The organism is Gilvibacter sp. (assembly GCF_965601605.1).
Lineage (GTDB): Bacteria > Bacteroidota > Bacteroidia > Flavobacteriales > Flavobacteriaceae > Gilvibacter.
This window is the reverse complement of sequence record NZ_CBFCWJ010000046.1, coordinates 63,064-86,721: the sequence shown is the minus strand read 5'-3', so window position 1 is coordinate 86,721 and position 23,658 is coordinate 63,064. Positions and strand designations below refer to the sequence as shown.

Here is a 23,658-nt window from a genome sequence, read left to right as displayed (position 1 = left end):
TTTTTAGCGCAATATGATTACAACACAAAAATTAGAGAACCTTTCCGCAGTGCTGCAAAATATGCCTGCGGATTGGTTGAATTTAACCACCCATCGTCTGGATATTTACAACGAAAGTCAAGCCAAAGTAGAGTTTGTCGAGGCTTTTGAAACCGTGTATCAAAACGGTGATATAACGGCAGAAAGCTTGGCAGAATTGCCAACGGCTTACGATTATATTAGACTCGGTCACCCCTTGTCTTCAGTCTTGGAATGGGCCATTGCTAGAATGTATGCGCTTGCGCCCGCACAAGTGATTAGTTTTGCTTCTTCCACTGCTCCTGTACTGGCTGTTTTAAGAACCAATCATTTGCAGGGCAAACCAACTCGGATTCTTTATTCAGATGAACTACCGTCTTCTTTTGATGCTGATAGGATTAATTCCGTTTATGGATTTGATTTTAAATTGGAAGAAGTAGCGCAATCCTCAAATCTTACAGCCTTTGATGGAAGTACTGTTTTTGTGAGTACTACTAGAAATTTGGTGGATCTCAATCTGGATGCGCCTATTGACTTTGCAGTAAATATTGATGCTAATCTCGGCAGTATTGTCGCTGTGAATGGTGAGCAAAACAAATCGTATATCTCAGAAATTCAACACTTCAGAAGACGAGAAACTATTGCTATGACCCCCGCAGACTGCCTTACGGTCTTAAAGGAATTGAATGGGGAGTCGGTAGATCGAGTTGTCGGGTCTAAGCAAAATAAATCCGCAGTACTTGAAACCATGAAAGACATCACGGGTTCCAAAACAGAAGCCTTGGTGGCCTCAAGCGGGCTTTCTATGCAGTATGCTATAATGATGGGACTTATTGATGATGCCGTAAAATCTCATCCGAACAAACTAATAAAGGTGCTTATTCCGCCCAACTGTTACGGAGGTACTAATGATCAGGCCAGACGTGTAGCGGCCACTTTGGATCAGGTAGAAATTGTGGACCTGCCTGTGGACGCGGGAAATGATATGGTTAACAGTGTAGACTCACTCTTAGAGGAAATGGCGGCGATAGATGCAGTTCCTTATATCATTGCAGAGATTCCAACTAACCCTAGGGTAGAGGTGCCTGAATTAGAGGCCTTAAGGGATGCGCTTGCCAAAGCTCGATTTACTCCTGAGGGTAACCCAGCGGTTGCTCCTGTATTTATCTTGGATCAAACCTTTTGTCCAAACTTTCCTTTTTTAGGTGCTGATGATATCTTAGCTGACGTTAAAGCGATTGCCTATGTGAGTGGTTCAAAATTTCCAAGTGGAGGACGTTGTACTGCAGGTTACGCCGTTGCCAATGACAAAGCGGCTGCTTTGATGAAACCAATTGGCTATCATTTGACCCTGTGCGATAATGAGGCGACCGAGCTACAATACGAGATTTTAGCTGAACAGATGCCTTCTATGTTAGATAGAATTGCTGGGGCATATATAAATACGCGAGCCTTTGTGACTCATATTGAGCAGGTACTGCCAGAGGCCAAGATCAATTTTGTTTCTGAAGACTTAGCTGCTCAAGGTTTTACACCTTCAGTATTCTCTTTAGACTTGCCAACCAAAGGTGAGACGGAAGCCGAGCGCGAAAGCTACAAGAGGGATCTTAACCTAAAACTGATCAACCTAATGATCAATGAGATTCCAAATGAGAGCAAATATTGCGTGAGCTACGGACAATTAAAAGGTTGTTATTGGACCATTCCTGCAACTTCTACTCAAGGGACTACTAAGGAGGGAGATAAGGATTATATAGTTCGAGTTGCTGTTGCGCCTGACTTGGATTTAGAGAAGCATAAAGATGTCTTTTCTCAGTTTGTGGATGGTTTGAAATAGGTTTTTTCCTGATTCAGTTTGACAAGAAAAGGAGCCCTTATAATTATTTGTTGGTTATCTTGCCCTTAAAATTGTTCAAGACACAAACTCTATAAACCCCAATGAATATCCGATTATTTATAAGTCTATTTTTAGTGCTGGGAGCTGTAAGTCCAATCATTGGACAGATCAGTTCTGAGATAGAAGAGAATATCGCACTATTGTTAAAACCAGGATCTCAAGAAGACGCAGTTGTATACATCTTTGGTCAGATTCAAGAGAATCCTGAGGAATTACTCAAGCACAGTGAGAGTCTAGCGGAGCACTTAAATAAGGCTATTGAAACCACGGATTTTCACTATGGAATTGCAAGTCTGACCTTAGAATTATGTGGTTCTGATTTCTTTGCATTGACTCCAGAGAGCGAACGCAGTCTATCATCTTTCAATGCTGATTTTAGAAAAAATCTAAGACAAGCGGAGGATTATCACAATTGGATTTGGGATGATGAGGTTTATATGGATGCTCGCGCCAATTCCTGCATCATTATGGATATTCTTGGATACGGTACAACTCAAGCCTCGCTCGACGAGCTTCAAACATCCTTGGATTATTTTATAGATAACAGGCCTAAATATTTTGCGGTTAGCGCTTTAATGCTTCGCGATGAGCACATAGACCAAAGCCATTTTGATAGCTTGGCAGAAGATGACGAGACTCGAGGTTTGATCCATCGATTCCTCAAAGCCGTGAGTAAAATGAGGTTCTTTCCTAAGGCCTATAACAATCAACGAGAACTCTCCAAAGCCGATATGGTCAACTGGTTGATCTATCCGACAGAATTGGCCAGAGTTCCGTCTGAAATTGAACTTGTAGAGATCTTCACCGTTGAATACAGCGACGTAGGCCCAGCTGATTTTTACCTTTGGAAATTTAGATCGGATGCTGAAGGTTGGAAAGAGGACGGTTGGATGGCGGGTGTTTCAGGCCCTTTTGTAAGATCAGAAACTCCAACCATGGATGCCTACGGTTACACCTTCAGTAGTTTTGATCAAATGGATGAAATGTCCCCTCAAGAGCACTTTGATGGTATTATTGAGCTCATTGAGAATTGGAACGAAATGTCTGAAGATTAGATCAATCAGGGAATTATTATGAGCTCCTTAATTCTCGGATAATTTCCGATAGTCTTCTCGAACAGGAGTGAAGATGTCCAAAATCTTACATGCCGTAATGGAACGTCCTCCGTGGACAACATCGCCTTGAATTAGTACTGGGACGTTGGGAGTGCAAATGCGCGTATCGTCTCCTACGGTAAGTTCAAATTCGCCTTCTTGAACCAGAGATATTTGTTCATGCGGATGCGAATGCATTGGGATCGGTTTCCCCGGTTCCACTTCTACATAACTAAATGTATGCGTCTCGGTATGAATAAAGCGGGCGTGGTAGCCGGGGGCTATCTCAATAGGTTTTATATCACTAAAATCTCCGAAGGTCATTTTATTGATTCTTTTGTTTGTCAAATTTAATTTTTAATTCTGATACTTTTCACGGACTGGTCCGTGTACCCTTTCTCACACTTTTTTCCATTGATGAAAAAAGTGTGCAAAAAAATCTAGCCCCTTCTCAATGTGTTTTGGCGCTTCTCCGTTCAAAAATTTACGGAGTCGAGCAAAACCGTTCGCAAAATCTGAGTCGCACGCGGCCCTGCCGCTAAGGTGCAACATCGAACCGATCTTTGCTCACAAACCCATGTTCTGCTAGAAGGGGCGGGTTGATAATTTGTCCTTAATCATAATTAGCTATTGAATGACATCCCATATTGCCGCAAAGCGGCGAAAAAGGCAACTTCTGGCGAGTCTGTAAGAAAACAAGCTGGCAGCAGGTGGACTTGAGATGCGAGGGAATGCGGTTGCGAGGCGAAGCCAAGAGAGCACTCCGAGCATCTGTGGCTGAGGGCAGCGTAGTTTTCAAAGAGGAGCGAGCGTCGCTAGACCTTTTTGGTCCTTTTTGCGGCAATGGGAAAAAGGACATAAGAAAACATAAATAGAATTTAAGAAACCGCTTCTTTAATGCGTCTTAACGCTTCGCGAATATCTTGTTCGGAGGCTGCGTATGAAATACGAATACAATTAGGATCTCCAAAGGCCACACCAGTTACTGTGGCAACATTGGCTTCTTCTAATAAGAACAAAGAGAAGTCCGTGGCATTCTCGATGGTTTTACCGTTTAGCGTTTTTCCAAAATAATCAGAGATGTCTGGGAATACGTAAAAAGCACCTTCTGGCTCATTGGCCTTAAATCCAGGAATGTCGTTGACCAATTCCAATACTAATTGACGACGCTCTTTAAATGCGTCAATCATGTATTTGATCTTCTCCGGATTGTTGTTCAGTGCGTCAATGGTAGCACGTTGTGCAATACAGTTGGCACCGCTGGTTACTTGTCCTTGCATTTTATTACAAGCACGCGCAATCCATTCCGGGGCTCCAATATACCCAATACGCCAACCCGTCATGGAAAAAGCTTTGGATACGCCGTTCACCACAACTGTGCGATCATACATGTCTTCAAAGCTCGCCATAGATGCATGCTGCCCTACAAAATTAATGTGCTCATAGATTTCATCACTTACCACAATAATGTCTGGATGTTTGGCCAAAACATCTGCCAACGCACGAAGCTCTTCTTTGGAGTATACAGAACCACTTGGGTTACAAGGGCTACTGTAGATCATCATACGCGTTTTTGGCGTGATGGCAGCTTCCAAGGCTTCTGGAGTTACTTTAAAATCGGTTTCAATAGACGAAGGAATCACAACAGGTACACCGCCGGCTAGTTTGCTGATATCGCTGTAGGATACCCAATACGGAGCAGGAAGCAGTACTTCATCTCCAGGGTTAAGCAATACCATGGCTAGGTTAGATAGTGATTGTTTAGCTCCGGTTGAAACAACAATCTGTGCCGGGTTGTAATGCAAACCATTATCGCGCTCAAATTTGGTGATGATGGCTTGTTTTAAATCGCCATAACCATCAACAGGAGTATAAGAATGGTAATCATCCTTAACAGCTTGAATGGCTGCATCTTTAACAAATTCTGGTACGGTAAAGTCAGGTTCTCCTAAAGATAAACCAATAATGTCCTTTCCTGACTCTCTCAACTCACGGGCCTTAGCCGCCATGGCCAAGGTGGCAGAGGTTGCCATTTGGTTAACTCTGTCCGATAGTTTTTGTTGCATATTAAACCGAGTAAGATGGTTTCATGCCCATTTCCTTTAGGTGTCTAAAGTGGGCCATGAGCGCTTTACGCGTTGTTTTGTATTCAAAGTAAGGCAGGTTGAATTCCTGCGCTGTTTGCTTTACGATCTTAGCAATATCGTTGTAATGGATGTGGCTAATGTTCGGGAAGATGTGGTGTTCTACCTGATGGTTCAATCCGCCAGAAAACCAATTGATGATTCTGTTCGTAGTTCCAAAGTTCACCGTAGTGAACAATTGGTGGATGGCCCAAGTGTTTTTCATGTTCCCTGTATCATCTGGTAAAGGCATGTCTGTATCTTCTACAATGTGCGCCAATTGGAAGATGATACTCAAGATCAATCCTGCCACATAGTGCATGATAAAGAATCCAATAAGAACCTTCCACCAAGCGATATCCATAAAGATTATCGGCAATACAATCCAGATAGATACGTAGATTACTTTAGTGATCACCAGGTTACTCCATTGCTTAAATTTCCCTGGGAACTTACCGTATGATAAGCCGCGGGCCAAATAGCGTTTGGTTTGCATAAAATCTGCAGTAAGCATCCAGTTGAAGGTCAATAGACCGTATAAGAACACACTGTAATAGTGCTGAAATCTGTGGTGTCTGTGCCATTTAGCGTGTTTAGAGAAACGCAGTACGCGCCCTGCTTCCATATCTTCATCATGGCCATGGATGTTGGTGTAGGTGTGGTGCAACACATTGTGCTGTACCTGCCAGTTGTATACATTTCCTGCCAAGATATAAATACTGCTTCCCAAGAGTTTGTTCACCCACTTTTTAGACGAGTAGGACCCGTGGTTCGCGTCGTGCATGACATTCATACCAACCCCGGCCATGCCGATCCCCATCAGGATGGTAAAAAGCAATTGCGCCCAGGTGGGGAAATCTAGGGTCAACAATAAAAAGTATGGAGTCAAATACAAGGAGAACATGATCACCGTTTTAAGGTGGAGCTTCCAATTGCCCGTGCGAGCAATATTGTTCTCTTTAAAATAAGCGTTTACACGCTTGTTGAGGGTTCGAAAAAATTTCGCGGAATCGACTCTGGAGAAGGTAACTTGATTCGTATTCAAACTATTCGCGTTTTTCTGTTTTATAGTAATATAACAAGTTGTAAAGATAAAGATTGTATCGATTGGGTGGAAGTCAAAACTTCAAGAAATTATAGAAAATGTAAATTTGCACAGCGATTTCTATTATGACTGACTATAGCCTTCATTTTCCAGCGCTTTCTGAGCGACAACTCGAACAATTAAATGCCCTCCAATCCCTTTATGAGCATTGGAATGCGCAGATCAATGTGGTTTCTAGAAAGGACATTGATGAACTCCCAGTAAGACATGTTTTGCATAGTTTGGCCATTGCTAAGATCCAGTCCTTTAAGCCTGGGAGCCGAATTTTAGATGTTGGGACTGGTGGAGGTTTCCCGGGAATTCCTCTCGCTATCTTATTTCCTGAGGTAGAATTTATTTTGGTAGATAGTATTCAGAAAAAGATCAAAGTAGTTGCTGAGGTTGCTAAAGCCTTAGCGTTGGAGAATGTGACTGCCAAAGCGATGCGCGCTGAGCAGGTGGAAGGGCAATTTGATTTTATTGTCAGCCGAGCGGTAACACGCATGGAACGATTTGTTCCTTGGGTAAAGAACAAAGTAAAGAAGCAATCCAATCACGATTTGGCCAATGGAATCTTATACCTTAAAGGCGGTGATCTTACCGAAGAACTCGCCCCATATCCCAAAGCTACCGTCCACGCCATTGCAGATTTTTATCAAGATCCTTTCTTTGAGACAAAGGCCGTGGTGCATTTGCCAATAAAATACAGGCCATAAAAAAAAGCCGCTCAAGTAGCGGCTTTTTTTATTAATGCAATTTAAATTATCCTAAAAAAGGATAACGGTAATCTGTAGGAGATACAAAGGTCTCCTTTACCATACGTGGAGAGATCCAACGGTAAAGGTTGAGTTTGCTTCCTGCTTTGTCATTGGTTCCACTTCCGCGAGCACCTCCAAAAGGCTGCTGCCCAACAACAGCTCCAGTTGGCTTGTCGTTGATGTAGAAGTTACCTGCAGCATTCTCCAAGATCTTTACGGCAGTTTCTAAAGCGTAACGATCTTCTGAGAAAACAGCACCGGTTAAGGCGTATTCTCCGGTTTCATCAACCAAGTGCAAGGTCTCTTCCCAGGCGTCATCCTCATAAACGAAAATCGTTACCACTGGCCCGAACAATTCCGTGCACATGGTCGTGTATTTTGGATTTGAGGTTACGATAACCGTAGGCTCAATGAAATATCCTTTGGATTTGTCGTAGTTTCCACCAACAATGATCTCAGCGTCAGCGTCAGCTTTTGCAGCATCGATATAAGAAGCTAGTTTGTCAAAAGAGCCTTCGTGGATCACCGCAGTGATGAAGTTGCTCATATCTTCTGGAGAACCGATCTTGAACGATTCTACGTCTGCAATTACTTCCTCCTTAACCGCTGGCCATAGGCTCTGCGGAATGTAGCAACGGCTCGCAGCACTACATTTTTGTCCTTGGAATTCAAAAGCTCCGCGGCTGATCGCCGTACTGACTTGTTTTGAATTTGAGGATTTGTGTGCTACAATAAAGTCCTTTCCACCAGTCTCACCAACAATGCGTGGATACGTTTTGTAATTGAAGATGTTTTCTCCGATCTGCTTCCACAGGTTTTTGAATACGTGGGTGGACCCTGTAAAGTGAAGTCCGCTAAAATCAGCACTATCCAATACCGTATTAGTGATCATCACTGGATCTCCGTATACCACATTGATCACACCGTCAGGAACACCAGCTTCTTTAAATACGTCGACAATCACTTTTGCAGAGAAGATTTGGCTGTCAGAAGGCTTCCAAACCACTACGTTCCCCATTAGCGCAGCACTCGCCGGAAGGTTTCCAGAGATCGCAGTAAAGTTGAATGGCGTAATGGCGTAGATGAATCCTTCCAAAGGACGATACTCCAATCGATTCCATGCGCCTGAAGTAGACTCTGGCTGCTCTGCATAGATCTCTGTCATGAATTGCACATTGAAGCGCAAGAAGTCAATGAATTCACAAGCAGCATCGATCTCTGCTTGGTAAATGGTCTTGGATTGAGCCAACATGGTTGCTGCGTTGATCTTGGCACGGTATGGACCTGCGATCAACTCGGCAGCTCTTAAAAAGATCGCTGCACGCTGTTCCCAAGGCATTTGAGACCAAGCTTTGCGGGCTTCCAAAGCGCCGTCGATAGCCGATTGCACATTGGCCTGAGTGGCTCGGTGGTAGCTTCCCAAAATATGTTGGTGCTCGTGCGGTGGTGACATGGTTGCCGTGTCTCCCGTACGAACTTCTTCACCGTTGATGTACATAGGAACATCAACATTGGCATTGTATAATTCTTTATAAGCTGCAAGAACGGCTGCGCGTTCTGGAGAGCCAGGAGCGTAGTCCTTTACCGGTTCATTCACCGCTACAGGTACTTCGTAGAATCCTTTTCCCATAATTGATCGATTACTGATTTTTGATTTCTGCAAATTTACAAAATTTCATCCCCTTTTCTGTGAGAAAGCCCGGGAGAAACAATTCGCTAAAAATGCTAAATTGCTCTTTGAAAAACACGGTAGTAAAATTCATGTGTACCCTGACTTTCATACCCAAGAACAATGCAGACTTCAGCTTGGTATCTAACCGAGATGAATCTCCTAAACGTGAAACGCTGTTGCCAGAGGTTTATCGTTTAGAGGCTGCGGATTGTATCTTTCCTAAAGATGCGCTAGCGGGAGGCAGTTGGATTGGACTGAGTAATAAGCAGCGCGCGGTTTGTTTGCTCAACGGAGGTTTTGAGCGCCATCCAATAGGGACTTATGGAAGAAGTCGTGGGTTGTTGGTTTTGGATCTTTTACAAGCCACGGAAGGTGAGCAATTACTGGAAAGTCAGGATCTGGCAGGAGTGGAGCCTTTTACGGTTGTGGTTATAGACTGGAAGGATTCATTGAGTTTGTTGGAATGTGTTTGGGACGGACAAGAAAAGCATTTGCAAACCTTACCCATAGCTCCGCGAATTTGGTCCTCTCGACAACTTTACACTGCAGATGTTGCAGCAAAGCGAGAAGCTTGGTTTACGGATTTTTTAAACAATAACGATTCCCGTCTGATTTCGCAGTTGCACTTTCATAGAACGGCCGGAGACGGCGATCCTCAGAACGACATTGTAATGAATCGCGGCTTTGTCCGTACTAAAAGCATAAGCAGTATTGACAAGCGGGCAGATCGTGTGCAGTTTAGATATCAAGAACTGCCCGAGGGCGCAATAACGCATCACTATTTATAAAATGACAGCATTTAAACAAGACGGTAAATTGATAGCCATGGCTTTTCCGGACACCTTTGTGCGGATGAGTAGTGAGCGCTTGTGTCGATTTCTACCATTGGTAGGACTTGGGACACGTTCGCATATTAAAGCGGGTCACGCAGCCTTAGTCTTGATTGAGAATGCCACAGGTAAAGCGCGCTACTACGATTTTGGTCGCTATGTGACTCCAGAGGGTCATGGTCGGGTGCGTGGTGCGAATACGGATGCTGAGTTGGAAATTCCTTTTGATGGGCGATTTGATGCCAATTTCAATCTGCAGAATACCGAAGAGTTTTTACTTTGGTTTAGAGGCACATCCGGAGAAAACACACGGAGAAGGTCGTTTGTTGGCTTCTGTCTGTGATAAGATCGACTTTAATAGAGCTAAAACGTACATTGATAGTTTGCAGGGCAGAGGTAGCATACCTTATGGAGCCTTTGTAAAGGAGGGTAGCAATTGTTCTCGATTCGTAACAGAAACACTTTTGGCTTCTACGCAAGATCCCAAAATCATTAAGCGCTTAAATCGCAATAAGAAATTTACTCCAAGCACGGTCGGTAATGTGGAGCAAGCCGCGACAGAATCCGCAGTATATCAAGTACACCAAGGGAAAATTGAAATCTTTAACGGAACGGCCTTTAAGGAAAATCTCAAAAACTACTTCGACAAAAAGCACGGACATACTTCCAATTGTGCAGTTTTAGAAGCGCCGCATGAGAAAGCGCAATTGCTTACAGGTATAGGGAGTAGTGCTTGGTTTGATCTTAAAGAAGGTCCAACGAGATCACAATTTGTGATTAACCGATACAACGAGAAGAAAACACAGGATTTTTCAGGAATATTCACAGCGGACGCACCTTTAGATCTTCAACTGCCGTATTCTTTTATCTACGATTCCAACTGTGAAAAGTGCACGGTGGTTCAGCAGCAGCAACAGATCACTTTGCGTGTTCACGAACGCATTTCTTTTTAATTAACGGCAAAGGGAGCGCTGAGCTCAAAGCGAGGAATGGTCACCTCAAAAGATCTTGCATTGGAGAAATTCACCATTTCATAATTTCCTTGCATGGCTCCAATCGGTCCAGATAATAAGCAACCAGAACTGTAGGTGTGCGTTTGTCCGGGTTGAATGATGGGTTTCTCGCCAATGACTCCTTCTCCAAAAACAGTTTCCGGATGATTGAGCGCATCAAAAATGAACCACTTTCTGTGGGTAAGCTGCACCACGTCTTTACTGTGATTGCTAATGCTGACCTCATAGGTAAACGCAAACTGCATCTTGTAATTGCGGATGTACGCGCCTTCATATCGGGAGCGAACCGCAACTTTAATGCCTTGTGTTATCTGTTCTACCATAATTCAATCTAATAAGTTGCAAAGCTAATGGCAAAGGCCACAAAGGCTCCGAACGTAGCTAAAGTAAAGAATACCCAGTTTAGAATCAGAAATTTAACAATAGTTTTAATTCTTCCCTGTTTGTAGAAATTACGCATGGCCTTGTAGAGATAGAACAAGAACAATAATGTCGCAATCAGAGTGGCTAATCCTCCATCGTAATTATCCGTAAAAGCAGCCACGATCAGATCAATAAGCATGGCTATTCCGTAGAGTACAAAGAACATGGTCTGCGTGTGGAATAAAAAGACCATATGATCCGTATAGGTGTATTTCCTTCTCAAATAAACCAGCCAGACAAACAAGGCAAAGATTGGGATAAAGAAAAAGATCACAAAAGGGAGTTGGCTTAAGAAGTATTCCAATATTTCTCCCGGACCTTCATTACTCATTGTTTCTGCGTCAATGGCTTTGCGATAGATCCAGCGGTGGTAGGAGTTGTCTTTATGCTTTAAACTATCCAAGCCGATTCGCGGATTTTTAATACCTGTTTCATCGTTGAAATCAGCATAAAGACGCCCGCGCTCGTACATAGCGTTAAAGAAGGGGAGCGTATCGTAGTCCTCTTCCGCTAGGTAACGGTCTTTATAGGTTTTCTTGGTTTTAGCGCTGTCTCGTTGAACCCTGCGCTGCTCCAGGAGCGAATCCAGAGAAATGTTGGCTTTATCTTTGGCTTTTATGATGGAATCCAATTCCGCCATATTGGCTACCGGAATGCCATCTACTGTGATTTGTCCAATACCGTTTTCCAGTTGCTGCTCAATAAGTTCTCTATCGCTATTGATGTTCATATCATCAAAATTCGCGATCAGTCCAAGAGAGATAAAAAACAGTATGGAAATACTCAAGTAGAATCTGAAAGGATTTACATATTTCATGCGCTTCCCGTTAATGAACTCCCGGGACATGACCCCAGGCTTAAAAAGTAGGGTCTTTATTGATGTACGGAAACGCGAATCGTAATTGATGATGCTGGAAAAGAGCTCTTCAAAGAAATCCCCAACGGTGAGCTTTTTGGTGCTGTTCATCTGTGCACAATAGGAACAGTAAACGTCCGTGAGCTTCAAGGGATGGCCACAGTTCAAGCATTCTGTGGAGCGGTACTTTTCACTCTTGCGCCCGGTGTATTTAACCGGTGTGGTTTCTTTTTTGCTGACGTCATCCGGGTGTACATCATCGGCAGGATCAAAACTCACTTCGCCAGCGTCCTCAGTATTTTCTGGAACGCTTGGAAGTTGTTCTTCGGACCTATTTTCACCAGGAAGTGCATCCTCATTTAATGGGTCGTTCGGATTTTCGTCAGATGGCAGCATACGGTAAATATAAGGAGTTCACCGTATTTTCTCTAGTGGGAAATAAAATTTGTGCCTTAAACTGAGACGGATTCCTTTAGACGGTCTTGGTGTTTGGCTACGAAATCTTCCAAGGTCTTAAAAAAGGCATGAATATGCTCGTGGTCGTTGCCCGCATTGATGGTTACCATCCGGACAAAAGTATCGGCTTCAAAGCTTCCAAAGCCTACCATCAATTCACCTTCTTCATAGAGTGCGGTGCATAAGGTCTTTGCAGGAATGTCTTTGTAGTTAAAGCATATAGATATGGAGGGTAAGTCGCTATAAAGGGTGTAGTCTGGGTTGGATCGGATGTAATTCACAGCAGTTTCAGCCAAAGCAAATTGTCGATCCACCATAGCTTCCAAGCCCTTAGTTCCAATGGCTTTCCAAAGGGACCAAAATTTTAAAGCATCATTGCGGCGTCCGCATTGCAGAGAGGTTTTACCCAAGTTGAAATCGTCGCCGTCTGTTTGGTAGAGGTATTCCGCCTCATTTGATAGGCTGTCTGCCAGGTGTTTTTTGTGTTGGGTTACTATGATAGAGCACGTTAAGGGCGTTCCCATCATTTTGTGTGCGTTCAAGTTGAAGCTGTCCGCTCGGTGTACTCCATCCACTAAATGCTTGTATTTCTTGCTAAAGATCACCGAACCGCAATAAGCTCCATCAATATGTAACCAAAGTCCATGAGCCTGAGCGATATCTGCCAGAGGTTCTATGGGGTCAAATACACCCAATACGGTAGTTCCCGCCGTACCGTTGATAAAGAAGGGGGCTAAGCCTGTCGCTTTATCAGCTTCTATTTGAGAAACCAAATCCTCTGGATCCATTTTACCCGTTGCATCTGTTGCAATGTTTCTGACATAATCACGGCCTATGCCTAAAAAGGCAGCGTTCTTGGCAATGGAATAGTGGGAAGCCGCTGAGGTATAGGCCACCAAAGGCTTGCGATTTCCTTCAAATCGAGCACGTGGATCTTTCTTGTCGCGGGCCATGAGCATGGCGATCAAGTTGCTCATAGATCCTCCGGAGGCAATGGTTCCATCCGCAGTATTCGGATAACCAATGATTTTTATAATTTCTTTGATGATGGCTTTTTCTACACCCACTTGCGGACCAGCCACCTTGTAGGTGTACATGGAGTTGTTCAGCATCACGGCCAAAAGATCTCCCAAAGTAGCCTTTGGAGTGCGGCCGCCAAACAATTGGTTGAAGAATTTATGGGTTGCTGTTCTGGGTGTGCTTAGAACCACTTGGGTCAACAAGGTCTCAAAATCAGATTCACTGAGCCCATCAGCTTCTAAGCTGAGGTTCAAGCTGTTCCAAAGCTCTCCTGCAGGAATGGGTTTTACCACTCCTTCACGAGCTTCTTCAGTTAATAAACGGTCTGCAATTCGTCTGAAAAGATCCAGTTCTTGCTGCATAATGTAAGGGGCCTAGTTGTTGGTAATGTTGTTTGAATTTCCTTTTCCGTAACCAATGATGCGATCAAAGCGACCTCCGGGTTCTCTGTAATAGACCAAAACGGTGTAATCATTTTCAGTTTCCCAAAAATTGCCACCCACGGCTCCGGAGTCAATACTGCCGTCACGGTCTAGAAGGACGTACTTATAGTTATAAAAACCTTGCTTGAATTTGCGTACTCCTTTGTAGACATTGTCTGATGGATCGTAGCTCAGTTTAGTGGTGTCGTCCAAATTGAAGTTGTTGAAGTTCCCGTAAATGTGGATCTCTTTGCCATCCAGCTCTTCAAAATACTGCAGTCTAAAATGCATCCAAATGTATTCGGCTTCAAAACCGACACTTTGCACAGCATTTAAAGTTCGAACCACAAAGTTTCCGTTAATGTCCGGGTTAAAGGTATAAGGCTGATTCGCTCTGCTCGGATTGGTGAACAGGAAGTGATTGTAGAGGTCGGTAACCTCAATGCGACTCACGCCAATATTGGCACCTCTGAGGTCTTTGCTGTCAAAGTTGAGGTATTCGTTGCCACCCCAAAAGCCAGCTTCAATATCATAACGGTAGATCAACTCTTGCCCAATGGTGTATTGCGGCTTGAGGTCTGTGATCGCTGTTTTTAAATTATAATTCTGAATAACCAAGGTATTCACGGTCTGCTTGGGATTCGCAATGAATTCCGCTCCCGGTTTGATGGTGAATTGAACCACTTGTTTGGTGTTGATGAAGTTAAAGTCTCTCGCTCGTTTAACATCAACAGCCACACCTGCGCCTTGTTCAATGACCATGAATTTCCGCGAGAAGATCAGCTGACCGGTGTCCATATAAATACTGATCATATAATTTCCACTTTTGGTCAAGCGGCGGGTCTCTTGGTTTGGAATACTCAAGCGGTAATGCGCATACAACTGCAGTGAATTCAGGGAGTTGTCATAGGTTCTGATACGCACATCGTCATAACCTTCCATGAACTCTCCTTTGGCTAGGTTGGATTCTTTCCAATCAAAATCGTGGTGGGTAATTCGGTAATAATAGTCTTCCTCGTTGGCGTTGAGATCGTCAAAAGTCAAGAAGATAGGTTCACCCAATCTTATGATAGGCAATTGACTTTGGTTGCCTCCAGAATTGAAAATGATGGTGCGAATATTTTCCGGCGGCGGCATTTCTTCTACTTGAGCGTTCAAAATAGAAGCGTTTAAAACGAGGCTGATAAGTAGGATGAGGTACTTCATCTAAATGGTTTAATGGCCTAAATATAAACAAATTTTGTGCCTTAATGTGTCCGAAGAACGCAGTGAGGAAGATTCAATTTTCGGAGAACAAGAAAAAGTTCAAGACAGTTCGATTTTTAGAGAGAATTCTGTCTTTTTTGTATTAAATTTGCAAACCGAAAGAGAGACACAACGACTTAAGTCAACATACCCAAAATCCTATGTCAAAAGACATTCGAATCAAAAAAGGTCTGAACATTCGCTTGAAAGGGGCTGCCACTACTGAAATTTCAGGGGCTCCCAGATCACGAACTTTCAATGTTAGACCTGCCGACTTCCATCTCATTACACCTAAAATGGTGATTAAGGAAGGCGCAAAAATCAAAGCCGGAGACGACATTTTTTACAACAAAGCGAACGAAGCGATGCGTTTTGTATCGCCAGTTAGCGGAACCTTGCAAGAGATTCGTCGCGGAGCTAAACGAGTTATTACAGACATCATCATTGAAGCTGACAAGGAAGACAGCTACCGCGATTTTGGCAAAACAGATCTATCTGATGCCGCAGCGGTAAAGGCGCGTCTATTGGAAGCTGGTTGCTGGCCTTTTATCAAGCAGCGCCCGTATGATGTGATCGCCAATCCGGAGGTGACCCCAAAGGCCATCTTCATTTCTGCGTACAACACAGCGCCAATGAGTGCTGATTACGATTTGATCTTAGCCGATAAGGGCGAGCAGATCCAAGCAGCGATTGACGGTCTTAAAACCTTGACTGATGGACCAATCCACGTTGGGGTGCCAAAAGGCGGTAACTCTGTATTCAATAACATCAATGGGATTGAAACGCACAACGTAAGCGGACCGCACCCAGCTGGGAATGTAGGAACGCTGATCGGAAGAGTTGATCCTGTGAATAAAGGAGAGACCGTTTGGACCATCCACGCTGAAGATCTAGTGATCATCGGGGAGCTATTGGCCAACGGACACTACAAAGCAGATCGCATCATCGCCTTGGCGGGATCTTCTGTGAAGACTCCTAAATACTACAAAACCAAGATCGGAGCAGAGGTTTCTACGTTTGTTTACGATTCTGGTTTGAATGAAGAGAACGTTCGTGTGATCTCTGGAGATGTACTTTCTGGAAAGCAAATTTCTCCAGAAGGACACCTTAGTTTCTACGCTAACGTGGTTTCTGTGATTCCAGAAGGAGATGATTATGAATTCTTCGGATGGAACAAACCGATCTTCAATAAAATTTCTACTTCGCGCGCTTTGACCTTCTCTTGGTTGAATCCGAAGAAAGAATACGAACTCAATACCAATACCAACGGAGAACACCGTGCCTTTGTGGTTACCGGTTCTTACGAGGAGGTATTCCCACTAGATATCTACCCACTTCAATTGCTAAAGTCTTGTATGGTAAAAGACTTGGACGCTATGGAAGCCATGGGTATGTATGAAGTTGCACCGGAAGACTTTGCGGTGACCGAATTTATTTGTGTAAGTAAGCAGCCGCATCAGAAGATCATTCGTGAGGCGCTGGATTTAATGTATAAGGAAATTGGTTAAGCTATGGGAATGAAGCAAAATTTACATAAGCTCAAGGAAAAGTATCGCGGCAAAAAGATGGCTCCGGCTTTCAACGCCCTACACACTTTCTTGTATACGCCAAACGAAGTGACCCACGGAGGTACTCACGTTAAGGCGGCAGATGATTTAAAAAGAACGATGAATATCGTGATCTTGGCATTGGTGCCTTGTTTGATCTTCGGGATCTTCAACGCCGGATACCAACATTACGCGGCCATTGATATGGCTAAAGGACTTACCGTGGAACCGTCATGGTTTGGGAACTTCTTTACTTGGGACAACTTCTGGCTTGGTGCTTGGAAGGTTATCCCTTTAGTAGTGGTTTCTTACGGAGTAGGTCTTATTGTAGAATTCATCTTCGCAGTAATTAAAGGTCACGAGGTAGAAGAAGGTTACTTGGTAACTGGAATGCTTGTGCCACTTATCGTACCGATTGATATTCCACTTTGGATGCTAGCAGTAGCTGTAGTCTTTGGAGTAGTGATCGGGAAAGAAGTTTTTGGAGGAACTGGGATGAACATCCTAAACCCTGCCTTGACGATCCGTGCCTTCTTATTCTTTGCTTATCCAACTTGGATGAGTGGTGATAAGGTTTGGGTTCACGGAGCGGTTGAGCGCGCTGGTACTGCTGATGCGATCTCTGGCGAGACCATCTTAGGTAGTTACGCTCAGAATCAAGATGTGATCTACAGTATTTCTGATATGTTCTGGGGATTCATTCCTGGATCTGTGGGAGAGACCTCTAAAGTATTGATCCTGTTAGGAGCCTTTATTTTGATCTTCACCAAGATCGGAAGCTGGAGAATCATTGTGAGTACTTTGATCGGTGCTTTGGTGATGGGCTTGATCTTCAACGGTGTGGTTAGCGCTGGTTGGATCGATGAAGGAAGCACTTTCTACGGATTGATGAGCGTAGATTTCTGGCAACACTTATTTATAGGTAGTATACTCTTTGGAGCGGTCTATATGGCTACGGACCCGGTGTCCGCCGCCCAGACCAATAAAGGGAAATGGATCTACGGATTCCTGATCGGATTCATCTCCATCATGATCCGTGTATTCAACCCCGCTTATCCAGAAGGAGTATTCCTAGCGATTCTATTGATGAACGTATTTGCACCGACCATTGACCACTATGTGGTTCAAGCCAACGTGAAGAGACGTCAGAAACGTTTAAAACTTAAAGCAGCATAAGCATGGCTATAAACACGGAAAAAAACAGTTATACGGTAATCTTCGCTGTCGTTATGGTAGTGGTGGTTGGCTTATTGTTGTCTGGAATTAGTCAGGTACTTAAGCCAAACATCGACGCAAACAAGCGTGCGGAGAAGCAAAAGAACATTCTTTACGCCATGGGTGTAAATGACAATCAGGGAGCCAACGATGTGGTCTTTATCTCTGATGATGTCCTTCAGGAAAAATTTGACACTTACATCACGGAGCAATTCTATATTCAAGGTGGTGAAAAGGTAGATGATCCTGAGGCGTATTTGATCGACATTAAAAAAGAGAAGAAGAAAGCAGAAGATCCATCTTATGATCAGAAGCTTCCACTTTTCAAAGGAACCAAAGACGGTAAAGACGTTTACGTTATGCCGGTTCGTGGTAAAGGGCTTTGGGATGCTATCTGGGGCTTTGTAGCTGTAGATGAGTCCATGACCATTCAAGGAGTATTCTTTGACCACAAAGGAGAGACTCCAGGTCTTGGGGCGGAGATCAAGCAGCGTTATTTCATGGACGACTTCCAAGGGGAGAGCTTCTTGGACAACGGTCAATTCAGTGGAATTGCTGTAGCCAAAGGGAATAACGATCCAAAGAACGAAGACAAATCAGATAATGAGGTAGATGCTCTAGCGGGAGCTACCATTACCGGAGACGGTTTGGCAAGCATGCTGCGCAAGGATGTGCAGAAGTATGTACCTTTCTTTAAATCACTACAAAACTAAGCGCACTATGGGACTTTTATCTAGAAAAGATGCCAACCTGATCTTAGATCCATTAGCGGACAACAACCCGATCACCATTCAAGTATTGGGAATTTGTTCTGCCTTGGCGATCACCGCTAAGCTTGTACCATCTGTGGTAATGGCTGTATCGGTAATCTTCGTATTGGGTGTAGGTAACGTAATTATCTCTTTGATGCGAAACATCATACCATCAAAGATTCGAATCATTGTGCAGCTTATCGTAGTAGCAACCTTGGTAATTATTGTAGACCAGGTGCTCAAGGCCTTCTCTTATGAATTGAGTAAGGAGCTGTCCGTATTTATTGGACTGATCATCACCAACTGTATTATCATGGGACGTTTTGAAGCCTTTGCTTTAGGTAACGGACCTTGGAAGTCTTTCTTAGACGGAATTGGTAACGCCCTGGGTTACGGTTTAATCTTGGTGATCGTAGGATTCTTCAGAGAGCTTTTTGGTTCTGGAACTTTGTTCGGGATCGAGATCTTTGGAAACCCTGTAGAAAAGAGTGGGCTCTACGCTTACGGATATGAGAACAACGGATTCATGGTACTGCCTCCAATGGCACTTATCGTGGTGGGAATCATTATCTGGGTACAGCGTAGCCGTAACAAAGATCTAATCGAAGAAAACTAGGCCTTAAAGAACAGAAATTATGGAACACATTGAATTATTTTTTAAGTCCATCTTTGTAGAGAACATGGTGTTCGCCTACTTCTTGGGTATGTGCTCGTATTTGGCGGTATCTAAGAAAGTATCTACTGCTGTGGGCCTTGGAGCTGCGGTTATCTTTGTATTGACCGTTACCGTACCGATCAACTGGTTGCTAGACACCTATATCTTACAGGAAGGTGCTTTGAGCTGGTTGGGTGAAGAGTACGCTACTTATGATTTGAGCTTTTTGAGTTTTATTCTCTTTATTGCTACGATTGCTACCATGGTACAATTGGTAGAAATCGTTGTTGAGAAATTCTCTCCATCATTATACAACTCCCTGGGGATCTTCTTGCCGCTTATTGCGGTAAACTGTGCGATCCTTGGAGGATCACTTTTCATGCAGTCTCGTGAGATCGCTTCTTTCGGGCTTGCATTGAACTACGGATTTAGCTCGGGAATCGGTTGGTTCCTTGCTATTGTGGCTATCGCTGCAATTCGTGAGAAGATCCGTTACTCAAATGTACCGGCGCCACTTCGTGGTTTGGGAATCACCTTTATTATTACCGGGCTTATGGCTATCGGTTTTATGAGCTTCGGAGGAATGCTTCCAGAAGGTGATGACGCGCCTGCTGCTGAGCAGACCGATACCGCTGCTGGAGATGAGTTAGAAAAAGAAAAATCAGAACAAACGGCCGAAGCAACTGCTGCTTTGGAAGTAATGAACCCTTAATATGTTTATACTAGAAGTAAGTTTAGGAGTAATAGGGGCCACGATCGTTGCCTTCTTGGTGCTGATCTTGTTATTGGTTGCCCTATTGTTGTTCACCAAAGAAAAACTATCGCCATCGGGTCCTGTGACCATTACGATCAATGGCGAAAAAGAAATTGAAGTTCCTTCAGGAAGCACCCTTTTGAGCACCCTAGGAAACTCGAAGATCTTTTTGCCATCTGCCTGTGGAGGCGGTGGAACCTGTATTCAATGTGAGTGCCACGTTTTAGAAGGTGGAGGAGAAGCATTGCCAACAGAAACCCCACACTTTACGCGGAAGGAGCTTAAGTCTGGAGCGCGTTTGGCTTGTCAGGTGAAGGTAAAGCAAGACATGAATATCACCATCCCAGAAGAGGTGTTTGGTATCAAAAAGTGGGAAGCCACTGTTGTACGTAACTACAACGTAGCCTCCTTCATTAAAGAATTTGTAGTTGAGATCCCAGAAGATATGAACTACAAGGCTGGTGGATACATCCAGATCGAGATTCCTCCATGTGAGATCAAGTATAGCGATATGGACATCACGGCTCACCCAGAGGAGCACGAGACTCCAGACAAATTCCAGATGGAATGGGATAAGTTTGGATTGTGGCCATTGGTAATGAAAAATACAGAAACAGTAGAGCGTGCTTACTCTATGGCCTCTTACCCTGCAGAAGGGCGTGAGATCATGCTTAACGTACGTATTGCGACTCCGCCATGGGATCGTGCTAAGAACCAATGGATGACGGTAAACCCAGGTGTTGCCTCTTCTTATATCTTCGCGCAAAAACCAGGAGACAAAGTAACCATTTCAGGACCTTATGGTGAATTCTTCATTAACCACAGTGAAGCAGAGATGCTGTATGTTGGTGGTGGAGCTGGTATGGCGCCGATGCGTTCTCACTTGTACCACCTTTTCAAGACTTTAAAGACCGGTCGTAAGGTGACTTATTGGTACGGAGGACGTTCTAAGCGTGAGTTATTCTACTTAGAGCACTTCAACGAGCTAGAGCGTGAGTTCCCGAACTTTAAGTTCTACTTGGCCCTATCAGAGCCGTTAGAAGAAGACAACTGGAAAGTAAAAGAGAGCTTGGATGCTCCTGGAGACGGTTTTGTTGGATTTGTTCACCAATGTGTGATCGACAACTATTTGAACCACCACGAAGCTCCAGAGGATATTGAATTGTATTTCTGTGGACCGCCACTTATGAACAAAGCGGTACAGAAGATGGGAGAAGATTTCGGAATCCCAGATGAGAATATCCGTTTCGACGACTTTGGAGGATAATCCAATCCATTATAAAAATAGAACCCTCGGTTTTTACCGGGGGTTTTTTATTTCTGAGGATCAACTATTTGCCGCTCCCATTAAATCAGGTGTTTATACCCTTACTAGAGATTTAATTGAAAACTAGTTTTACAAAAGAAGCATTTAACAGCTCTTAAACATTACTAATCAACTAAATCAATATTATGGATCCATTTATCGGAGAAATTATCATGTTCGCTGGGAACTTTGCTCCCAGAGGTTGGGCCCTGTGTGAGGGACAATTACTACCAATTAATACAAACACAGCACTGTTTTCTATTTTGGGAACCACTTATGGTGGTGACGGAAGAACTACTTTCGGGTTGCCAGATTTACGCGGTCGAGCTCCAATTGGAAACGGTCAAGGTCCTGGACTGACCCCGAGAGTCTTAGGGCAAAAAAGTGGAGCTGAAAGTACCGTATTACAGGCTGCTAATTTACCACCCCACAACCACACAGCGAGTTTACATGTCAGTTCTGCCAACGCTTCTCAAACTGCGGCAACTGCTAATTCAAGTATAGCGACTCCAGGAACACTTGCTGGTAGAAGCTTCACACCAACACAAGGTTTTAATGAAGCCAGTCCAGATGTGACAATGAACAACGCATCTGTTCAAACAGGAAATACAGGTAATGGAACTCCTGCAAACAATATGCAACCTTTTCAGGTTGTGAACTACATCATTGCTCTACAAGGGGTTTATCCTTCGAGAAGTTAAAAGTGGTGTTCGTTCAGATTCGAGAAAAGAGTTGTTCAGTATGGGCAACTCTTTTTTTGTAAATTATACTAATAATTTCTCATAACTAACCATCATTATGAAACCAATCAATTCCAGACGCAAATTTTTGCGTAACACAGCGGCTGCTACCGTTGGTTTGTCGCTTGTTGGAACAACAGCGCTAGCCACAAGCAAAACTTCAGGGCAGAATACTGGATACTCTTCAGTTTCCGATTTTAGAACAGATTACAGAAGTGGTCTTAAATTAGGTAAAGACTACAAGATCGAAGGGAGGGTCGTGGACAAGAACACACTTGAGCCTGTGGCAAATGCCAAGATAGAACTCTGGTTTAAAGATTCAAATTCTCTTTGGAGTTATAAACGAGGCTATTTTTATACGGATGTAAAGGGTAATTATAGCTGTAAGACACCTTTGCCAGGGCGTAAAGCGGGATCGTCACCACGAGTTCACTTTCGTATTACAGATGACCAACGAGAAAATTCCGGAATGTTGTGTCTTGGCAGAGATTACGCATTTGTTCACGCTTCACATTGGGAGAACCATCGTGAACTTGGGGCCGATACGCTACCCGAAACAACCAAAGCTGCATCCAGAGATATCATTCGACTGAATTTTACGCTTTGATTTTAAGCTTATTCGATCAGGAGCTCCCAATCGGGAGTTCCCAGTGTCGAGTAACGGAGCTTGAAGTGTTGACCTTCTAATCCGGTTAAAGATCGGATACAATAAGGGTTGCTAATTAAGGACTTGGATTGGGTCAATACTTGGTCCTTATAGATCTTGATATTTGCATAAACTACCGCATCAGGAGTTAATGAGATATCACGAGGGATCTCGATCTTCTCGGAAATAAACTCAAAGGGTTCTGCGTTGGAAAGCGTATTGGTAATGCTGAATAGTTTTTGGTCTAATTTTCCTTCCGGGTAAGATTCACCGAGATTACTCAGATCCTTGTACAAATCAAAATAGGGTTCTTTTCCATAGAAACTCAATCCGGCGAAGAGGTCAATACACTGTGGGATAAAGGCACCATCTTTCTTTAATAGCGGCATAAGGTTTTGCATTATTCTGACCTGAGGTTCTCGAGTGAGTCCTTTGTCCATGGTTTCCGAGACAATAATGTCAATACTTTGCTCTGGCCCTTTGTAAGTGATGGCGTCGGTAACTAGATAGTTTTCAATGTAATGGTGAAGTCCTAAGGATTCAATTAGATTTCTTACCGCTTTTATAGAACTCGGTGTAACGTCCAAGAGATTAATACGAAGTTCTTGAGCAGAGAATTTGTGCAACAACGGTAGCACTAAAGGCGCTGCAGGACCACATCCTGCATAGAGTAAATTGACTTGAGTCTTGTTTTCTAATTGATCCTTTATGGCCTGAAATGTACCTTTAATAAAACGCGCAGTCCTGAGTAGATCACGCAGACAATCCAGTGCGAATTGAGAGGCAAGAGCTACTCCACCATCTAAAAAAGTTTCTTCTTTGTTGGTGAAATCCGACAGTGCGGCATGGGTTTCAAGTAAGTCTTGATAATGATCTGCCAAATTTAAGGCTGAGGCAATCTCTTCAGCTTCCGTTTGAGCCTTGAGCATTTGTTCAATATGTCGTGGAAAATCATTACTCAATTTCATAGCACTAAAGTCAAAAATATTGAAGTAAAAATCACGCGCAATTCTACCTGTTTTTTCGTCTAGTATACTTTAATAAGGGATAGAGCCAAGTGCTAGTTATTCAATTAATTGGCACTTTTTTTATGACATCCTTAACAAAATGCAGTTTTTCCTTGTATTTCGTC

At 43.6% G+C, this 23,658-nt stretch carries 21 protein-coding genes and 1 pseudogene; 13 read left to right on the top strand and 9 right to left on the bottom strand.

Going from position 1 to position 23,658, the window contains the following annotated elements:
- Window positions 1-13 precede the first annotated feature (13 nt).
- Entirely contained in the window at window positions 14-1,855 is a 1,842-nt protein-coding gene (locus ACSLP7_RS13535; protein WP_435579798.1) for a cystathionine beta-synthase, read from the top strand.
- A 101-nt stretch (window positions 1,856-1,956) separates the two neighbouring features.
- Window positions 1,957-2,970 (top strand): hypothetical protein, encoded by a 1,014-nt coding sequence (locus ACSLP7_RS13530; protein ID WP_435579797.1) that lies wholly within the window; start codon window positions 1,957-1,959, stop codon window positions 2,968-2,970.
- Between the two features lie 27 nt (window positions 2,971-2,997).
- Here ACSLP7_RS13530 and ACSLP7_RS13525 read toward each other — a convergent pair whose 3' ends face one another.
- The 3 genes from ACSLP7_RS13525 to ACSLP7_RS13515 all read right to left on the bottom strand — a co-directional run bounded on the left by ACSLP7_RS13525 (window position 2,998) and on the right by ACSLP7_RS13515 (window position 6,177).
- Window positions 2,998-3,357, bottom strand: a complete 360-nt coding sequence (locus ACSLP7_RS13525; RefSeq protein WP_435579796.1) for a cupin domain-containing protein — start codon at window positions 3,355-3,357, stop codon at window positions 2,998-3,000.
- A 530-nt stretch (window positions 3,358-3,887) separates the two neighbouring features.
- On the bottom strand, window positions 3,888-5,075 hold the full coding sequence (locus tag ACSLP7_RS13520; protein WP_435579794.1) for a pyridoxal phosphate-dependent aminotransferase: 1,188 nt from the start codon (window positions 5,073-5,075) through the stop codon (window positions 3,888-3,890).
- A 1-nt stretch (window position 5,076) separates the two neighbouring features.
- The gene (locus ACSLP7_RS13515) at window positions 5,077-6,177 is read right to left on the bottom strand and encodes a fatty acid desaturase family protein (RefSeq protein WP_435579793.1); all 1,101 of its coding nucleotides are present in this window, start codon (window positions 6,175-6,177) and stop codon (window positions 5,077-5,079) included.
- A gap of 125 nt (window positions 6,178-6,302) precedes the next feature.
- Between ACSLP7_RS13515 and rsmG the strand changes: the two genes are divergently transcribed.
- Window positions 6,303-6,932, top strand: a complete 630-nt coding sequence (rsmG, locus tag ACSLP7_RS13510; RefSeq protein WP_435579792.1) for a 16S rRNA (guanine(527)-N(7))-methyltransferase RsmG — start codon at window positions 6,303-6,305, stop codon at window positions 6,930-6,932.
- A gap of 46 nt (window positions 6,933-6,978) precedes the next feature.
- On the opposite strand, the gene pruA is transcribed toward rsmG, so the two are convergent.
- Window positions 6,979-8,604, bottom strand: coding sequence for an L-glutamate gamma-semialdehyde dehydrogenase (pruA, locus tag ACSLP7_RS13505; RefSeq protein ID WP_435579791.1), 1,626 nt, complete (start codon window positions 8,602-8,604; stop codon window positions 6,979-6,981).
- Between the two features lie 131 nt (window positions 8,605-8,735).
- Between pruA and ACSLP7_RS13500 the strand changes: the two genes are divergently transcribed.
- Both ACSLP7_RS13500 and ACSLP7_RS13495 read left to right on the top strand, forming a co-directional pair.
- Complete coding sequence (locus ACSLP7_RS13500) at window positions 8,736-9,434, top strand: NRDE family protein (protein WP_435579790.1); 699 nt, start codon at window positions 8,736-8,738, stop codon at window positions 9,432-9,434.
- A gap of 1 nt (window position 9,435) precedes the next feature.
- Window positions 9,436-10,429: pseudogene (locus ACSLP7_RS13495) on the top strand (DUF6695 family protein).
- Here the strand turns inward: ACSLP7_RS13495 and apaG are convergent.
- The 4 genes from apaG to ACSLP7_RS13475 are packed head-to-tail and all read right to left on the bottom strand — an operon-like array spanning window position 10,426 to window position 14,872.
- Window positions 10,426-10,812: a Co2+/Mg2+ efflux protein ApaG gene (gene apaG / locus ACSLP7_RS13490; protein ID WP_291187291.1), complete on the bottom strand. Its 387-nt coding sequence runs from the start codon at window positions 10,810-10,812 to the stop codon at window positions 10,426-10,428. The pseudogene ACSLP7_RS13495 and the gene apaG overlap by 4 nt on opposite strands.
- Window positions 10,813-10,820: 8 nt before the next feature.
- Window positions 10,821-12,164: a DUF3667 domain-containing protein gene (locus ACSLP7_RS13485; RefSeq protein ID WP_435579788.1), complete on the bottom strand. Its 1,344-nt coding sequence runs from the start codon at window positions 12,162-12,164 to the stop codon at window positions 10,821-10,823.
- 56 nt (window positions 12,165-12,220) lie between these two features.
- Window positions 12,221-13,606 (bottom strand): pyridoxal phosphate-dependent decarboxylase family protein, encoded by a 1,386-nt coding sequence (locus tag ACSLP7_RS13480; protein WP_435579787.1) that lies wholly within the window; start codon window positions 13,604-13,606, stop codon window positions 12,221-12,223.
- Between the two features lie 12 nt (window positions 13,607-13,618).
- Window positions 13,619-14,872, bottom strand: a complete 1,254-nt coding sequence (locus tag ACSLP7_RS13475; protein WP_435579786.1) for a DUF5103 domain-containing protein — start codon at window positions 14,870-14,872, stop codon at window positions 13,619-13,621.
- Window positions 14,873-15,072: 200 nt separating this feature from the next.
- On the opposite strand from ACSLP7_RS13475, the gene ACSLP7_RS13470 reads away from it, so the two are divergent.
- The 8 genes from ACSLP7_RS13470 (at window position 15,073) to ACSLP7_RS13435 (ending at window position 22,487) form a co-directional block, all read left to right on the top strand.
- The gene (locus ACSLP7_RS13470) at window positions 15,073-16,419 is read left to right on the top strand and encodes a Na(+)-translocating NADH-quinone reductase subunit A (protein WP_435579785.1); all 1,347 of its coding nucleotides are present in this window, start codon (window positions 15,073-15,075) and stop codon (window positions 16,417-16,419) included.
- Window positions 16,420-16,422: 3 nt separating this feature from the next.
- A complete protein-coding gene (locus tag ACSLP7_RS13465) occupies window positions 16,423-17,634 on the top strand; it encodes an NADH:ubiquinone reductase (Na(+)-transporting) subunit B (protein ID WP_435579784.1) in 1,212 nt (403 codons plus the stop codon).
- 2 nt (window positions 17,635-17,636) lie between these two features.
- Complete coding sequence (locus tag ACSLP7_RS13460) at window positions 17,637-18,386, top strand: Na(+)-translocating NADH-quinone reductase subunit C (RefSeq protein WP_435579783.1); 750 nt, start codon at window positions 17,637-17,639, stop codon at window positions 18,384-18,386.
- Window positions 18,387-18,393: 7 nt separating this feature from the next.
- Window positions 18,394-19,041 (top strand): NADH:ubiquinone reductase (Na(+)-transporting) subunit D, encoded by a 648-nt coding sequence (locus ACSLP7_RS13455; protein ID WP_087523225.1) that lies wholly within the window; start codon window positions 18,394-18,396, stop codon window positions 19,039-19,041.
- Between the two features lie 19 nt (window positions 19,042-19,060).
- Window positions 19,061-19,792 carry an NADH:ubiquinone reductase (Na(+)-transporting) subunit E gene (gene nqrE, locus ACSLP7_RS13450; protein ID WP_291187657.1) on the top strand — a complete coding sequence of 244 codons (732 nt, stop codon included), beginning with the start codon at window positions 19,061-19,063 and terminating at the stop codon, window positions 19,790-19,792.
- Window position 19,793: 1 nt separating this feature from the next.
- A complete protein-coding gene (nqrF, locus tag ACSLP7_RS13445) occupies window positions 19,794-21,101 on the top strand; it encodes an NADH:ubiquinone reductase (Na(+)-transporting) subunit F (protein WP_291187655.1) in 1,308 nt (435 codons plus the stop codon).
- A gap of 185 nt (window positions 21,102-21,286) precedes the next feature.
- Window positions 21,287-21,841, top strand: a complete 555-nt coding sequence (locus ACSLP7_RS13440) for a phage tail protein (protein WP_435579782.1) — start codon at window positions 21,287-21,289, stop codon at window positions 21,839-21,841.
- A gap of 97 nt (window positions 21,842-21,938) precedes the next feature.
- The gene (locus ACSLP7_RS13435) at window positions 21,939-22,487 is read left to right on the top strand and encodes a hypothetical protein (protein ID WP_435579781.1); all 549 of its coding nucleotides are present in this window, start codon (window positions 21,939-21,941) and stop codon (window positions 22,485-22,487) included.
- An 8-nt stretch (window positions 22,488-22,495) separates the two neighbouring features.
- On the opposite strand, the gene ACSLP7_RS13430 is transcribed toward ACSLP7_RS13435, so the two are convergent.
- On the bottom strand, window positions 22,496-23,494 hold the full coding sequence (locus tag ACSLP7_RS13430) for a hypothetical protein (protein WP_435579780.1): 999 nt from the start codon (window positions 23,492-23,494) through the stop codon (window positions 22,496-22,498).
- Window positions 23,495-23,658: the final 164 nt, after the last annotated feature.

Excerpts from the sequence above, each read along its gene's own strand:
- ACSLP7_RS13455 (WP_087523225.1), top strand. The coding sequence starts at position 18,394 with ATGGGACTTTTATCTAGAAAAGATGCCAACCTGATCTTAGATCCATTA.
- pruA (WP_435579791.1), bottom strand. The coding sequence starts at position 8,604 with ATGGGAAAAGGATTCTACGAAGTACCTGTAGCGGTGAATGAACCGGTA.
- rsmG (WP_435579792.1), top strand. The coding sequence starts at position 6,303 with ATGACTGACTATAGCCTTCATTTTCCAGCGCTTTCTGAGCGACAACTC.
- ACSLP7_RS13460 (WP_435579783.1), top strand. The coding sequence starts at position 17,637 with ATGGCTATAAACACGGAAAAAAACAGTTATACGGTAATCTTCGCTGTC.
- ACSLP7_RS13440 (WP_435579782.1), top strand. The coding sequence starts at position 21,287 with ATGGATCCATTTATCGGAGAAATTATCATGTTCGCTGGGAACTTTGCT.
- ACSLP7_RS13500 (WP_435579790.1), top strand. The coding sequence starts at position 8,736 with ATGTGTACCCTGACTTTCATACCCAAGAACAATGCAGACTTCAGCTTG.
- apaG (WP_291187291.1), bottom strand. The coding sequence starts at position 10,812 with ATGGTAGAACAGATAACACAAGGCATTAAAGTTGCGGTTCGCTCCCGA.
- nqrE (WP_291187657.1), top strand. The coding sequence starts at position 19,061 with ATGGAACACATTGAATTATTTTTTAAGTCCATCTTTGTAGAGAACATG.
- ACSLP7_RS13430 (WP_435579780.1), bottom strand. The coding sequence starts at position 23,494 with ATGAAATTGAGTAATGATTTTCCACGACATATTGAACAAATGCTCAAG.
- ACSLP7_RS13535 (WP_435579798.1), top strand. The coding sequence starts at position 14 with ATGATTACAACACAAAAATTAGAGAACCTTTCCGCAGTGCTGCAAAAT.
- ACSLP7_RS13435 (WP_435579781.1), top strand. The coding sequence starts at position 21,939 with ATGAAACCAATCAATTCCAGACGCAAATTTTTGCGTAACACAGCGGCT.
- ACSLP7_RS13470 (WP_435579785.1), top strand. The coding sequence starts at position 15,073 with ATGTCAAAAGACATTCGAATCAAAAAAGGTCTGAACATTCGCTTGAAA.
- ACSLP7_RS13475 (WP_435579786.1), bottom strand. The coding sequence starts at position 14,872 with ATGAAGTACCTCATCCTACTTATCAGCCTCGTTTTAAACGCTTCTATT.
- nqrF (WP_291187655.1), top strand. The coding sequence starts at position 19,794 with ATGTTTATACTAGAAGTAAGTTTAGGAGTAATAGGGGCCACGATCGTT.
- ACSLP7_RS13480 (WP_435579787.1), bottom strand. The coding sequence starts at position 13,606 with ATGCAGCAAGAACTGGATCTTTTCAGACGAATTGCAGACCGTTTATTA.
- ACSLP7_RS13465 (WP_435579784.1), top strand. The coding sequence starts at position 16,423 with ATGGGAATGAAGCAAAATTTACATAAGCTCAAGGAAAAGTATCGCGGC.
- ACSLP7_RS13520 (WP_435579794.1), bottom strand. The coding sequence starts at position 5,075 with ATGCAACAAAAACTATCGGACAGAGTTAACCAAATGGCAACCTCTGCC.
- ACSLP7_RS13530 (WP_435579797.1), top strand. The coding sequence starts at position 1,957 with ATGAATATCCGATTATTTATAAGTCTATTTTTAGTGCTGGGAGCTGTA.
- ACSLP7_RS13485 (WP_435579788.1), bottom strand. The coding sequence starts at position 12,164 with ATGCTGCCATCTGACGAAAATCCGAACGACCCATTAAATGAGGATGCA.